Consider the following 12,272-nt stretch of genomic DNA (forward strand, 5'->3'; position numbering starts at 1 on the left):
GACCCGGCGCCGGACGGCTGCATTCAGGACCGATTCCAACGCGAACCAGCTCCGGGGTCCCAGATGACCGAAACAACCCAGTCGCGCGGCACCGTCGCGCTCTTCGCCACCTGCCTTGTCGACCTCTTCCGCCCCTCCGTCGGTTTCGCCTCCGCACAGCTCCTGGAGCAGGCGGGCTATACGGTGGATGTGCCCGAGGCGCAGACCTGCTGCGGCCAGCCGGCCTACAACAACGGCGATCACCAGCACGCAACCACCATTGCCAAACAGGTGATCACGGCGTTCCGGGGCTACGACTACATAGTGGTGCCATCCGGTTCCTGTGGCGGCACCATCACCAGTCACTACCCCGACCTGCTGCGGGACGACCCGCAATGGGCCGAGGCCGCCCGTGAGCTTGCCGGCCGCACCTGGGAGCTGACGCGGTTCCTGGTGGAAGTGGCGCAGATGGAGTTGACTGGCTTGCAGCATTCCGGGGTGATCACCTACCACGACTCCTGCTCCGGCCTGCGCGAGATGGGCATCCGCGACCAGCCGCGCGCCCTGCTCGGCGCAGTGGAGGGGCTTGAACTGCGCGAGATGGCGGATACCGACGTCTGCTGCGGGTTCGGCGGCACGTTCTGCGTGAAGTACCCGGAAATCTCCGAGCGGCTGGTCTCCAACAAGGTGGACAACATCGAGGCCACTGGCGCCGACACGGTGCTCGCGGGCGACCTCGGGTGTCTGTTCAACATCGCCGGACGGCTGAAGCGGCTCGACAAGCCGGTGCGTGCCTACCATGTGGCCGAGGTGCTGGCCGGAACGGCGGGCCGCGATGCGGCCATTGGCGAAGGAGAGAACTGATGGAGTCGCGTGCACACCTGTTCAAACCCCAGGCCCGCGAAGCGCTGCAGAATACCGATCTGCAACAGGCGCTGACCCGGGTGCAGGAGGGCTTCGTCGGCAAGCGCAAGGTGCTGGTGGATCAGTTCCCGGACTTCGAGGGGCTGCGCGACCGCGGCCAGGCCATCAAGGACCACACCCTCGCGCATCTCGATGTGTACCTGGAGCAGTTCGAGGCCAAGGTGCGTGAGGCGGGTGGCCACGTGCACTGGGCCGAGACCCAGCAGGAAGCCCAGGAGATCATCGTCGACATCTGCCGGCAGGAAAACGCCCGCATGGTCACCAAGGGCAAGACCATGGCCGGCGAAGAGGTGCAGCTCAACGAGGCACTGGACGCCGCCGGGCTGGAGACGGTGGAAACCGACCTCGGCGAGTACATCATTCAGCTCGCAAAGGAGCCGCCCAGCCACATCATCGCTCCGGCCATCCACAAGACCCGGCAGCAGATCACCGAGCTGTTCAACGAGCACCACCACCACGGCACGCTCAAGGAGAAGCTACGGGAAGTGCCGGATCTGGTGGACGAGGCGCGCGGCATTCTGCGCGACAAGTTTCTCAACGCCGACGTGGGCATCACCGGCGCCAACTGCCTGGTGGCCGAGACGGGCTCCATGTTCCTGGTCACCAATGAGGGCAACGGCGATCTCACCCACTCCCTGCCCCGCGTCCACGTGGCGATCGCCGGGATCGAAAAGCTGGTGCCCAACCTGGACGATGCGTCCACCATTCTGCGCCTGCTCGCCCGCAGTGCCACGGGTCAGGAGATGACGGCGTACACCACCATGGTGACCGGACCCGCCCGCGCGGAGGATACGGACGGCCCGGAGGCGTTCCACATCGTGCTGATCGACAACGGCCGCACGCGCATGCTCGAGGGCAGATTCCGGGAGATGCTCCGCTGCATCCGCTGCGGCGCCTGCATGAACCACTGCCCGGTCTACTCCGCCATCGGCGGGCACGCCTACGGCTGGGTGTACCCGGGGCCGATGGGTTCGGTGCTCACACCCATGATCGTCGGGCTCGACAAAACCAGGGATCTGCCCAACGCCTGCACACTGAACGGCCGCTGCCAGAGCGTGTGCCCCGTGCGCATCCCCCTGCCGGACCTGTTGCGCGACCTGCGCGAGGAGCAGCACGACCAGGGGCTGACGCCAAAGACAACACGCTACGGGCTCAACATCTGGGCCTGGTTCGCCCGCCGCCCCCGGCTCTACGGCCTGGCAGCGCGGGTGGGTATCGGGCTACTCGGCCGTCTTGGTCGGCGCCGCGGGCGGTTCCGCAAGCTGCCGCTGGCGGGCGCCTGGACCGCCGGGCGTGACTTTCCCGCACCGCAGAAGACCACCTTTCAGGCAGCCTGGCAGCAGCGCAAGAAGGAGAAGAGCGCATGAGCTCCGCGCGCGATCGTATTCTGGGCAAGATCCGTTCAAACCTCGGGCGGACCACCGCCCCCGATGCCGCAGCCGCAAGCAGCTCGCGGCTCGCGGCGCTGGGCGACGAGACCTCGCCCCGCCCTGTCTGGGACGATGATGATCTGTCGCGGTTTCTGCGCTGCTTCGAGGCCGCAGCGGCCACCTGGGCTCGCGTGGATACCGTCGCCGACACGGGCGACGCGGTGGCCACCTACCTCGCGGACAAGCCGGCCGGTAACACGGTCCACCTGGCACCGCATCCGCTGCTTGACGATGTCTCCTGGCCCAACACCCTCACCACTGCTCGGGCAACCCATGGCCGGGAGGCGCTGGTGGGCGTGAGCGTGGCGGAACTGGGTGTCGCCGAGACGGGGTCGCTGGTGCTGTTCTCCGGCGCCGACACACCCACCACACTCAACTTCCTCCCTGACTACCACATCGTGCTGCTGCGCACGGATGCGGTTGTCCCGCATTTCGAGGACGTCTGGGCGCGCATGCGTGAGCGGGGAGGTTTTCCGCCGCGAAGCTTCAATTTCATTACCGGCCCCTCCCGTACCGCAGACGTGGAGCAGACGCTTCAGCTCGGGGCGCATGGTCCGCGGAGTCTGCATTTGATTCTGGTGGCTGCGCGCGATTGAGGGTGGGATGGTGGACCTGAAGGTCCACCCTACGCCGTGACTCGCTGTTCGGGGTTGGGATGGTGGACCTGAAGGTCCACCCTACGAGACCCGGGCGACACCCGCCTTAGGGTGGACGTTTACGTCCACCATTCCTTGAACCCCACCGCTGCACAAACAAAAACGCCCACCCCGTTCGGGGTGGGCGTTGTTCTGATACCAACAGTGTGTACGCGTGTTACGACGCTGTCGCGTACTCCGGCTTCTTGCCCTTGTTCATCATCATGAACCCGACACAGAAGGCCACCCAGAGCAGGAACACGCCGTACCAGATGTTGGCGCCGCCGGCGACCAGGGCCATGCCGATGAAGCCGGCACCGAGCACGTAGTAGGTCATGGGCAGCAGGGTCTTGCGGATGACATCCCCTTCACGGCCGATCAAGCCCACGGTGGCGGACGCGGCAACCACGTTGTGCACCGTCACCATGTTGCCGCCAGCACCACCCACGGCCTGCAGCGCCACGACCAGAGAGGCTCCAGCGGAGCCAAGGCCGATCTGCTCGGCAGTGGAGATCTGGAAGTAGGCGAACATCAGGTTACTGACCGTGTTACTCCCCGCCAGGAAGGCACCGAGACCACCGATGAGCGGCGAGAAGATCGGCCACAGACTACCCGTCAGAGCGGCCACGGCCTGTGCCAGCATTTCCGGCATGCTCGCGATCTGAGCCGCGGCACCCATGGCCACACCGCCTTCCACGGCTGCACGGATGTCAGCCACGTTATCCAGGCCGCCCGGTGCGGAGTTGATGAACACCTGCACCATGGGCACGGCGAAGATCAGCGCGACGCCTGCGGCGACGATGGTCTTGCCCGCGGTCTTCCAGGCATTGACGTAATTACCGTGGTTCCACATCTGGTGCAGGAAGTAGGTAATCACCGAGGTCACCAGCAGCATGAAGCCAGGCAGATAGAGAGGCTGGGAGCTCGCGCTGATGTCCGTGCCGAAGATGTTCGGCCAGGACAGGGTCACCGACTGCAGCGCATCGACAACCGGGTCGATGGTGCGGGTGAGCACCAGCAACACAGCGACAATGACGTACGGCGCCCAGGCCTGCATCTGCGTCAGCTGCGCACCCTCGGCACGCTCAGGCTGAGCGTCGTCCTGGAAGCGGCTGATCCACTCCGGCTGCCAGTGCTTCCGGTCCTCGAACTGGAAGGTTTCCTTGGGCATCAGGAAGCCGGCACGGGCTGCAGGCACCACGATCGCCAGACCGATCAGACCGCCGAGCAGGGACGGGAAGGCCGGCCCCAGCAACGCCGCCACGGCGAAGTAAGGCACCACGAAGGCAACGGCAGAGAAGATGGCGAACGGCCATACTTTCAGGCCTTCGGCGAAGGAGCGGTTCTTGCCGAAGAAGCGGGTGAGCATGCCCACCATGATCAGCGGCACCATCAGGCCGAGAATGGCGTGGATGCCCGCCACCTGCATACCGATCTGCTCGACGTACTGCATGTGCTCCATGCCGGCCGACTGCAGCATCCGCTCCGTTACGCTCTGGCCTTCAAGCCCCGCGTTCACCCCGACGAGAATGGGCGTGCCCACGGCACCAAACGACACCGGCGTGGACTGGATGATCATGGCAGCCACCACGGCCGCCATGGCCGGGAAGCCGAGAGCGACCAGCAGGGGTGCCGCGATCGCCGCCGGCGTACCGAAACCGGACGCCCCCTCGATCAGGCAGCCGAACAGCCAGGCGATGATGATGGCCTGAATGCGCCGGTCCGGTGAGATGTCGGCGAAGCCGCGCTGGATGGTCGCAATGGCGCCGCTCTCACGCAGCGTGTAGAGGAGCAGAATCGCCCCGAAAACGATGAACAATATATTCAGGGCAACAACGATGCCGTTGACAGATGCCGCGGCTACGGTCGCGAAGTCGGTACCCCAGAAGATCAACGCGATGGCAACAGCCACAATATAGGCAAGCGGCATTGCATGCTTGGCAGGCCATCGCAGGACGACCAGAAATAGCCCCACTGTTGCCAGTGGCAGCAATGCCAGAATAGCGAGTACACCGAGATTCATTGGTCTCCCCCCGTCGTGACGGTTTCGGTTTCGGATTGCCGGGCCTTTGCCCGGTGGGTGACGCAAAGAGCGCTGGATCGAACCAGCTGGTGAATTCCTTTTGGTCTTATCAGTCCTGTTCTTGTTTGACGCCCCGACGGTAGCCGATCACGGGGCAAAACCCTAGACGCAGTGCATCATGGGCGGAAATCCGTTTGCATTTTGTCGCTGAGCTCCATGCTCGCCCGTGGAGTGTGCCGCAAAAGTCCTTGCCTTGTCTCCACTCCATGATGCATTACCCTGAGGGAGTGGTTGATCCAGCCACGCGACAACGATCCGAAGCGGGGGTGCCTCCGGCCAGGCCGGAGTGCTGAGAAATACCCTTTGAACCTGACCCGGTTCGCACCGGCGTAGGGAAGCTTTGATGACAGCTCTCATCGAATGCGCTCTCGCTTCGTGTTTTCTGCGGCGCCGGCTCAGGCCGGCATCCAACAGGGACCGAAAACACGATGACACACCGTACCTTTTCCTTCGACGCCCAGCCCGACGGGCTGGATCCGGCGATTACCGCCCCGTTCCCCGGCTCCAGGCGAATCTACATTCAGGGATCGCGCCCGGACCTGCGGGTGCCCATGCGCGAGATCCGGCAGGCCGACACGGTCGGCGACACCGGTCGGGAAGCCAACCCGCCGCTCACCGTCTACGACACCTCCGGGCCGTACACGGATCCGGACACCCCGGTCGATCTGCGCAAGGGCCTGCCGCCCATCCGTGAGGCGTGGATTCTCGAGCGGGACGACACGGCACAGCTGCCTGGCCCCTCCTCCGGGTTTGGCCGGGAACGGCTGGCGGACCCCGCCACGGCGGCACTGCGCTTCGAGCACATTCGCCCGCCCCGTCGGGCCCGCGCCGGTGCGAACGTCTCCCAGATGCACTACGCCCGCCGCGGCATCATCACCCCGGAGATGGAGTACATCGCCATCCGCGAGAACCAGCAGCGCCAGGAGATCACCGATGAGCGCCTGCTTCAGCGCCACGCCGGTGAAGGCTTCGGCGCGCAGATTCCCGACGAGATCACTCCGGAGTTCGTGCGCCGGGAAGTAGCCTGCGGCCGCGCAATCATTCCCTGCAACATCAACCACCCGGAACTGGAGCCCATGGCCATCGGCCGCAACTTCCTGGTGAAGATCAACTGCAACCTGGGCAACTCGGCGGTGACCTCCTGCATCGAGGAGGAAGTGGAGAAGATGGTGCGCGGTATCCGCTGGGGTGGCGACACGGTGATGGACCTCTCCACCGGCAAGCACATCCACGAAACGCGCGAGTGGATCCTGCGCAACAGCCCCGTCCCCATCGGAACCGTCCCGATCTATCAAGCCCTGGAGAAGGTGGACGGCAAGGCCGAGGACCTGACGTGGGAGCTGTTCCGGGACACCCTGATCGAGCAGGCGGAACAGGGCGTGGACTATTTCACCATCCACGCGGGCGTGCGGCTGCCCTACGTGCCCATGACCGCGAACAGGCTCACCGGGATCGTCTCACGCGGCGGGTCGATCATGGCCAAATGGTGTCTGGCCCATCATCAGGAGAGTTTCCTCTACACTCATTTCGAGAACATCTGCGAAATCATGAAGGCTTACGACGTGGCCTTCTCCCTGGGGGACGGTCTGCGGCCCGGTTGCATCGCCGATGCCAACGACGAAGCCCAGTTCGCCGAACTGGAGACCCTCGGTGAACTGACCCGGATCGCCTGGCAGCACGACGTGCAGGTGATGATCGAAGGCCCCGGGCATGTGCCCATGCAGAAGATCAAGGAAAACATGGACAAGGAGCTGTCCATCTGCAACGAGGCGCCCTTCTACACCCTCGGCCCCCTCACCACCGATATTGCCCCCGGGTATGACCACATCACTTCGGCAATCGGGGCCGCCCAGATTGGCTGGTACGGCACCGCCATGCTCTGCTACGTCACGCCCAAGGAGCACCTGGGGCTGCCCAACAAGGAGGACGTGCGCGAGGGGATCGTGGCCTACCGAATCGCGGCCCACGCCGCCGATCTGGCCAAGGGCCACCCGGCGGCGCAGGTCCGCGACAACGCCCTGTCCAAGGCGCGCTTCGAGTTCCGTTGGGAGGACCAGTTCAACCTCGGGCTCGATCCGGAGCGGGCGCGTGAGTATCACGACGAGACCCTGCCGAAGGAGGGTCACAAGGTGGCTCACTTCTGCTCCATGTGCGGGCCGCACTTCTGCTCCATGAAGATCACGCAGGATGTGCGTGCGTACGCCCGCGAGCACGGGCTGGATACCCGGGAGGCGCTGGACCGGGGCATGGAGGAGAAGGCCGCGGAGTTCCGCGAGTCGGCACACGGGCTGTACCAGCCGCGATAGGCAGCGGGGACACCACCGCCCGGGGCGTGCTACGCTCGGCTCAGAAGCCGGGATGGGTGCACGCCTCGTGCGGTATACCCCGGCAAACCAATGACGAGGAGAATCGACAATGAGTGAAGCCCCTGCACTGCCGGATATCGAGAACGAACCGGAACGGGAAATGGGCAAATGGGCGCTGATGAACGGCGTCACCCTGCCGGTCGGCCTGGCATCCTGCGCCGCGTTCGGGTTTTCCGGCTATTACGTCACCACCAACGGCTATGAAGTCACCGGTGCCATCATGCTGGTGAGCAGCATCATGCTCGGCTGCCATATTGCCGAACTCGCCCGTACCGCTCTTGTGAAGCGCCTCGGAAAAAGCTGATATGCAGACATCGGCGACCGTCGCGGGCGCATCCCGCGGCGCGACGCTGAAACTGCGAACTCCTCCACGCCTCATCCGCCCCCGTCACGCAATACTGAACGCCTGTTCGCTTCCCAGCTATCGAGGAGCACGGAATGCCATCGCTCAACATTCGTCCGATGCTGGTCACCAGTGCGATTGTGGCCATCAGCGCCTGCAGCACGTCCCCGGGGCCGGACACCGTCGTGGATAGACGTGACCTGGACGTCTCCGTGGAGTCCGACGCCCTCCAGTCCACGTCCCTCTCCGCCGAAGCGGTCTACTGGGGAGATGATCGGATCACTCTGCAGGTCAGCGACGCGTGGGAGGCCGACCACCGCTTCCGCCACCCCATGCTCGCCCAGGTCGCTGAGGCGTGTCGCAATGAGCAGCCCGCCGGACACTGGACCGTGAGCAAAGCGGAGATCCGGGACGGCGATGGCTCGTCGGGCAAGACGCTGGTGAACTCCGGTTCCGATATTCCGTGGTCCAGCCTGGAGGGCGAAGCATTGCCCGGCAGTCTCTCCGGGGACGAGACCCTGCACGTGAGACTGCACTTCAATAACGACCGGGCCGCGGTCAGTGGCGAACGGGAATGGCGGGTCCGGGCGGGTGGCAACCCGGTGGAAATCAGCGGCGATCTGCAGGCACGCGTGGTTGGCATCAGCGACGTGGTGGGGCGTGCCATGGTGGACGGTGAACTCATGGAGACCCGTTACCTGGAAGTGGAGTTGCGGAACTCCGGCAACAACCGCTACACCCTCGACACCAGCCGCAGCGGCGGCGGCATCAACGACGAACTGGTCAGCATGAGCAACGGCCAGCAGGATAATGTGCCCGCCGGCAGCCGCAGCCTCGTGGAGGTGCCCATCAACCTGCCCGACCGCGCGGAGCGGCGGTTGAACGGGCCAACCTCGCTGCAGCGCGTCAGCGTGGAGAGCATGCACGGCTTTCAGTGGAACGGCCCGGATTCGCCGCTCGGGCAGCAGCACGAGCAGGCTGCCAAGCGGTTCCAGGGCTCGGCCTATCTGGTCCTCCGGGACCACGCAGGGCGCGAACGCACGGGCTTCGCGGATGCCACCATCGTCATGGACAGGCGTGATACCGTAGATGACGTTCTCTGCCGCTGACCCGAATCGCCATGCTTGAAACCGCACTGCTGCTGATCGGCACGATCGTGTTCGTGGTCCTGGGCTGGGCCATGTACGGGCGTCGTGGTCCCGTGCGCAAGCTGTTGATGGCGGCATCCCTGATTGTGCTCACCGCGCTCGTAGCCATCTCCATGGCCGTAGTGCGCCCCTGACCCCGGAGACCCATGCTGAATCTCGTCCTTGCCGTCATCGCCGCGCTGTCCCTGGGCGCCGCAGCCTACGTCCACAGGCAGCTCCCCTACCGGGTGCCGACGGCGAATCACCTGCGCACGGCACGCCTGGTGCTCATCGGCACCGGGATCGTGTTCGGTTGGGTAATGGCGCGTCTGTACGGCGTCATGACGGAGCTGAACATGGTGCTGGTGTTCGCTGCGTCCGTGGGTATCGTCCACGTTCCCGCTGCCGCTATCCTGTTCGTGAAATCCTACAGCGTCGACGAATAGCGCCCGGCGTTCAGGCCTCATCTGCGGGGCGCGAGAGCAGGAAATGCCCTCTCGCCGTGGCGATGGTGGCGTCCCGGTCCGACTGCCACGTCTCCACGGCCACGTTGGCCACCCGCTGGCCCTGCCGCCAGACGCGGCAACAGGCGAACGCGTCCTCCGGCCGTCCGGGCCGCAGGTAGTCGATGGAGAAATCCACCACGCGCGGGATCATGGTCGCCTCCAGCCGCCACAACAGCTGGAATATCGCCGCATGCTCCATGAACGCGCCGACCGCGCCACCATGGAGCGCCGGCATGGCCGGGTTGCCGATATTCTGCTTCTGGAACGCGAGCCGGAAGATCAGCTCGCCATCGGCATCTTCATGGACCGCAATCCCCAGCATGCGGGCATAGGGGATGAGATCGATGAGCTGCTGGTAGTCCCTGCTCTGGCGCGCCGCCAGCACCATCTCCCTGAACTCGCTCACGCTCCCGCCTCCTCTGGCGTCCGCAGTACGCTGCTGACGCCGTTGGCAACCACATCTCCCGACAGCACATCCACCACCTCGCCATGGACGAATGCGATGGTGGCTGTGAGTCGAGTACACCGCCCGCGCGCCAGCAACCCGGCCGACGCCGTGGTGGCGGCCAGGTGGTCAATGCGCAGATCCAGTGGCAGCACGGCCTCGCCGGCCTCCACCCAGACAAGCGCGGCGGCGCGGGTCGTCTTGTCCAGCAGCGTGGTGATGACACCACCGTGGACGTACCCGCTCCAGGGGTTCCCGATGAAGCCATCATTCAGCGGCAGGTAAACGGTCACCAGCCCGCGCTCGGCCACCTCGATTTCCAGGCCGGGATGCAGCGGGTCGGCAACGGCGTCCAGCAGCCGCTGTGTGATTGCTGGCGAGGTCATGGCCAGGAGCGACTACTCGTCTTCGTCGTCGCGACCGACCACGGTCGCTTCCAGGTCCGCCTGCAGTTCCAGCGGCGGGACTTCCACCCCGTCCAGGTCGGCATTCCAGTCCACACCGGCACGGTGTCCATCACCTTCCATGCCGGGCAGCCACTGCTCCATGAAGTCCTCCAGCGGCAACGGCTCCGCCACGAACCCCTCCCACTCGCCGCTGGCGCACGCACTGGCCTCCGTCTCGCTGCTCCAGAACGGCATGACCATGGTGTCGTCGTCGTCGGCTGAAGGCACCATGGCCCAGCCCTCGTCATCACAGAGCCCCCAGACGAGGCCGTTCTCCACAACGGCCTCGAGAAACGTCTCGTAGGACGCATCCAGGGGCTGATCCCCGATGTCGGTCATGTCTGCCTCACTGTTCCACGCGGAATTCGCTCACAAGATCCTGCAGCTCCGAGGACAGTCTGGCAAGCTCCTCGCTGGCGCGCCGCCCGCTCTGCACGCCTTCACTGCTCTCCTCGGCGACAGAGTTGATGGTGTCCACGTTACGGTTGATCTCCTCGGCCGTGGAGCTCTGCTCCTCGGCGGCGCTGGCGATCTGCGTGTTCATCTCGTTGATGCGGCTCACGGCGGCGGCGATGCCCTGCAGCGCTTCGCCGGCGTTCCGCGTCTGATCGACCACCGTCTGGGTCTGCGCACGACTGTGCTCGATGACCGTCACCGTGTCGCCGGTGCCCTTCTGCACCCGCTCAATCATTTCCTGGATTTCCTGGGTGGAGTCCTGGGTCCGCTGGGCCAGATTGCGCACTTCGTCGGCGACCACGGCGAATCCGCGCCCCTGCTCTCCCGCACGGGCGGCTTCAATGGCCGCATTCAGGGCGAGCAGATTGGTCTGCTCGGCGATGCCGCGAATCACCACCAGCACCGACCCGATCGCCTCGCTCTCCTGATTGAGGTTACCCACGGACTCGGCGGCACGCTCCATCTCCGAGGCGAGCGTGTTCACGGAAGCCACGGTTTCGTCCACCACCGACTGACCTTCATTCGCGCGGCCGTCGGCATCCGTCGCCGCCTGTGCCGCTTCGGTGGCGTTGCGGGCAACCTCTTGAACCGTGGCAGTCATCTCGTTCATGGCCGTGGCAACGCTGTTGGTCTCCGAGCGCTGCCGATCCACACCGCTGGCCGTCTGCTCGGAGATGGCCGACATCTCCTCCGCGGACGACGCCAGCTGGCTAACGGCGTCGCGAACCTGCCCGATCATCCGCCCCAGCTGTTGCTGGAGCTGCTGGGCCGACGCGGCAATGGTGCCGAGCTCATCTTCGGTGTTACGGCGGACGGGCTGGCTGAAATCACCCTGCGCCAGGCGGTTCAGATCGGCCGAAAGCTCGGCCGCGGGCCGGATGATGCCCCGTTGCAGCAACGCCAGGAACACGACGAACGCCACCCCGACAGCGACTGCCAGAAGCCCGAGGCTCATCCAGATGGCCGTTCCGGCCTGACCGAGATTGGAGTCGGTCTGCGCCGCGACCACGTCCACCATGCCGTCACGGGCCTCGCGCAGTGCTTCGAGGCTCTCCTGCTCCGCCCCTTGGGCCCAGCTGTAACCCGCCATGGGATCGCCGTAGGTCTCCTGGAACACGTCTTTGGCTTCGCTGAACTGCGCCTCCATCTCCTGGTGCGCGGAGCGGAACCGGGCGAGGGATTCCAGTACGCTGTCATGTTCGATCTCGTCCATCAGCTGCGCGGACTCCGCCTGGATCTGCGCGTGGAAATCCTGGAAGTTCGCCCAGTGCTCCTCGCGGTAGTTCTCGCTGCCGCCACGCAGCAGGAGGGTCAGCCACTCTTCCATCTGGCCGGAGAAGTTCACGCGAATAATCTGCATCTGGCGTTCGTGCTCGGACTCAACCGTTGCAAGACGCTGGAACCCGTGGATGGTGCCTAACAGCTGATACATGCCGAACAGCGTCGCGGCGAGCACCAGTGCGGTACCCCCGCCGGTGATCAACAGCAGTTTGTTACGGATGCTACGACGGAAAAAACGGCCCATGGACGAC

Annotated in this window: 13 protein-coding genes and 1 riboswitch; of the genes, 8 read left to right on the forward strand and 5 right to left on the reverse strand. The window is 65.2% G+C overall.

The genetic code is table 11. The annotated features are described in order from the left end of the window. Positions 1-63 precede the first annotated feature (63 nt). Genes ACNSTU_RS03095 through ACNSTU_RS03105 form a run of 3 tightly spaced genes read left to right on the forward strand, consistent with a single transcriptional unit; the run spans position 64 to position 2,929 of the window. On the forward strand, positions 64-843 hold the full coding sequence (locus tag ACNSTU_RS03095; protein ID WP_290637053.1) for a (Fe-S)-binding protein: 780 nt from the start codon (positions 64-66) through the stop codon (positions 841-843). Then, positions 843-2,270 carry a LutB/LldF family L-lactate oxidation iron-sulfur protein gene (locus ACNSTU_RS03100; RefSeq protein ID WP_290633595.1) on the forward strand — a complete coding sequence of 476 codons (1,428 nt, stop codon included), beginning with the start codon at positions 843-845 and terminating at the stop codon, positions 2,268-2,270. Before ACNSTU_RS03095 ends, ACNSTU_RS03100 begins: the two co-directional genes overlap by 1 nt. Next, a complete protein-coding gene (locus ACNSTU_RS03105; protein WP_418212082.1) occupies positions 2,267-2,929 on the forward strand; it encodes a LutC/YkgG family protein in 663 nt (220 codons plus the stop codon). Before ACNSTU_RS03100 ends, ACNSTU_RS03105 begins: the two co-directional genes overlap by 4 nt. Before the next feature lie 217 nt (positions 2,930-3,146). Here the strand turns inward: ACNSTU_RS03105 and ACNSTU_RS03110 are convergent, their stop codons facing one another. Further along, positions 3,147-4,991, reverse strand: coding sequence for an L-lactate permease (locus ACNSTU_RS03110; protein ID WP_290633599.1), 1,845 nt, complete (start codon positions 4,989-4,991; stop codon positions 3,147-3,149). Between the two features lie 312 nt (positions 4,992-5,303). Further along, a riboswitch (TPP riboswitch) is annotated at positions 5,304-5,405 on the forward strand. A 74-nt stretch (positions 5,406-5,479) separates the two neighbouring features. Between ACNSTU_RS03110 and thiC the strand changes: the two genes are divergently transcribed. From thiC to ACNSTU_RS03135, 5 genes are all read left to right on the forward strand, one after another. Beyond that, on the forward strand, positions 5,480-7,357 hold the full coding sequence (gene thiC, locus ACNSTU_RS03115; RefSeq protein ID WP_418212083.1) for a phosphomethylpyrimidine synthase ThiC: 1,878 nt from the start codon (positions 5,480-5,482) through the stop codon (positions 7,355-7,357). A 109-nt stretch (positions 7,358-7,466) separates the two neighbouring features. After that, positions 7,467-7,721 (forward strand): hypothetical protein, encoded by a 255-nt coding sequence (locus ACNSTU_RS03120; protein ID WP_290633603.1) that lies wholly within the window; start codon positions 7,467-7,469, stop codon positions 7,719-7,721. A gap of 134 nt (positions 7,722-7,855) precedes the next feature. Beyond that, on the forward strand, positions 7,856-8,869 hold the full coding sequence (locus ACNSTU_RS03125) for a hypothetical protein (protein ID WP_290633605.1): 1,014 nt from the start codon (positions 7,856-7,858) through the stop codon (positions 8,867-8,869). An 11-nt stretch (positions 8,870-8,880) separates the two neighbouring features. Beyond that, complete coding sequence (locus tag ACNSTU_RS03130; RefSeq protein WP_290637055.1) at positions 8,881-9,042, forward strand: hypothetical protein; 162 nt, start codon at positions 8,881-8,883, stop codon at positions 9,040-9,042. A gap of 12 nt (positions 9,043-9,054) precedes the next feature. Next, positions 9,055-9,333 carry a hypothetical protein gene (locus ACNSTU_RS03135; protein WP_290633609.1) on the forward strand — a complete coding sequence of 93 codons (279 nt, stop codon included), beginning with the start codon at positions 9,055-9,057 and terminating at the stop codon, positions 9,331-9,333. Between the two features lie 10 nt (positions 9,334-9,343). Here ACNSTU_RS03135 and ACNSTU_RS03140 read toward each other — a convergent pair whose 3' ends face one another. The 4 genes from ACNSTU_RS03140 to ACNSTU_RS03155 are packed head-to-tail and all read right to left on the reverse strand — an operon-like array spanning position 9,344 to position 12,265. Beyond that, positions 9,344-9,799 (reverse strand): PaaI family thioesterase, encoded by a 456-nt coding sequence (locus ACNSTU_RS03140; RefSeq protein WP_290633611.1) that lies wholly within the window; start codon positions 9,797-9,799, stop codon positions 9,344-9,346. After that, on the reverse strand, positions 9,796-10,224 hold the full coding sequence (locus ACNSTU_RS03145; RefSeq protein ID WP_290633613.1) for a PaaI family thioesterase: 429 nt from the start codon (positions 10,222-10,224) through the stop codon (positions 9,796-9,798). Before ACNSTU_RS03145 ends, ACNSTU_RS03140 begins: the two co-directional genes overlap by 4 nt. Positions 10,225-10,236: 12 nt before the next feature. Continuing rightward, entirely contained in the window at positions 10,237-10,623 is a 387-nt protein-coding gene (locus ACNSTU_RS03150) for a DUF2750 domain-containing protein (protein WP_290633615.1), read from the reverse strand. A 7-nt stretch (positions 10,624-10,630) separates the two neighbouring features. Next, positions 10,631-12,265 carry a methyl-accepting chemotaxis protein gene (locus ACNSTU_RS03155; protein ID WP_290633617.1) on the reverse strand — a complete coding sequence of 545 codons (1,635 nt, stop codon included), beginning with the start codon at positions 12,263-12,265 and terminating at the stop codon, positions 10,631-10,633. Between the last annotated feature and the right edge of the window lie 7 nt (positions 12,266-12,272).

It is taken from the genome of Aquisalimonas sp. APHAB1-3, from assembly GCF_048323695.1.
GTDB lineage: Bacteria > Pseudomonadota > Gammaproteobacteria > Nitrococcales > Aquisalimonadaceae > Aquisalimonas.